We start from the raw sequence: 1,404 nt of genomic DNA on the forward strand, positions 1-1,404 counted from the left end.
GCAAACTTATCAAAGGTTTTAAAAACCGTTCTATCAACCTTCTCAAAGCCTATCGGCAAAAGTTGACCATCAGCACTCATCTGATAAAAACCACCATCACCTGCAAAAAAAGCATCACTCCCTCGACATGCTATAGAGGCTGCACTGCGGGGCTCCTCGCTTATCTTGTATCTTTTGAAACGTAAATACAATCTTAGAACCCGCAACAAAGGTTCCTGCATAAATAGCAGAACGCATAAAAATGAGGGGATTGGTGGACTCTGTTGCCCCTTGAACATATTCTCCATCCGGAAAATCTTGAAAATCGCAATCTTTCTCTTTAACTGTCCAATGAGTAGCATCTTCCAAGCCAGACCAATGAATGCGATTGGGGTGATCTGTCAATTGCATCAAACAAACAAAAGGTCCCCAAACCTTCACCAAGCCTGCTTTCGGTGGATTGCCTCCTAAATCTTCAAACCGTTCAGAGCTATGGGTATTAAAGACTTGCGGTTTATCATTTTTATTCACTGCAATAATTCTTTGACCAAACAAAGCGAACGACCATTGATTATCCTCATGTGCTTGATACGTCACACCATTTTGGCTGATGTCTTTCCAACCCTTCGTTTGACTATCATAACTGTAAAGCTTTTGCTTGCCTCCTACGATTATCTTAACACCATTGCCACTTCTAAACGCTATTGAACCCAAAGGCTTTTCTTCTAAAGGATGAGACACAACCATTGCACTAGGCATGGGTATGTAACCGCCATCTGCCGGTAAAACATTCACAAGTGTATCCGTAAAGCTACCGTTGACGATCGCAACATCTGGTCTGTAATCAGCGATTGGAAAATAAACCATATTAGAAATCCGTTGGAATTATTCGAGTGACGTTATAACGTTTGGACGTCTCTGCACGCAATTCATGCAACTGTTCGTTAAAGTCATTGTAAGCAGCGGCTGCACAATCGGGTTCTTTAAGAATATTCTTGTAAAGTTCGTATTTTGCACGCGCCTTAATCAAATCAAACGCGTGCACAAACCATGGGTGCTCCTCATCGACACTATCTATCTCTACAAGGCATTGATTTATAATGATAATCTATCGTTATTCATATTGAATGAGAGTCCCGAATAACCTAAGATTGTCTCATTTTAAATCAGTTTATATTGCTTCAATCAAAACCACTCATTTGCACATAACAAGTGGGATGAATGTGTGGATCAAATTTATATAAGAAAGGAGTAAAAAATGGCTCTTATGAACCGTCTTAATGCAAGATCTGTCGCAACATTGGGGGCTGGCAAATATAATGATGGTGCTGGCTTGTTACTTCATAAGCGTAAAGATGGAGGTGCTCAATGGATTTTACGGTATACCCTTCACGGACGTCGTCGTGAAATGGGCTTGGGAGCGTT

Annotated in this window: 1 protein-coding gene and 2 pseudogenes; 1 reads left to right on the forward strand and 2 read right to left on the reverse strand. The window is 41.0% G+C overall.

Features of this window, described 5'->3' with window-relative positions; genetic code table 11:
• Both ACFILZ_RS09755 and ACFILZ_RS09760 read right to left on the reverse strand, forming a co-directional pair.
• Positions 1–846 (reverse strand): annotated as a pseudogene (locus ACFILZ_RS09755) (hypothetical protein); the annotation flags it as partial.
• A gap of 1 nt (position 847) precedes the next feature.
• Positions 848–1,066: pseudogene (locus tag ACFILZ_RS09760) on the reverse strand (hypothetical protein); the annotation flags it as partial.
• 171 nt (positions 1,067–1,237) lie between these two features.
• On the opposite strand from ACFILZ_RS09760, the gene ACFILZ_RS09765 reads away from it, so the two are divergent.
• On the forward strand, positions 1,238–1,404 hold a 167-nt coding region (locus tag ACFILZ_RS09765; RefSeq protein ID WP_375611056.1), incomplete at its 3' end, for an Arm DNA-binding domain-containing protein.

Origin of the sequence: Bartonella sp. AP40SXNS (assembly GCF_042195825.1) — a bacterium.
Classification (GTDB): Bacteria; Pseudomonadota; Alphaproteobacteria; order Rhizobiales; family Rhizobiaceae; genus Bartonella.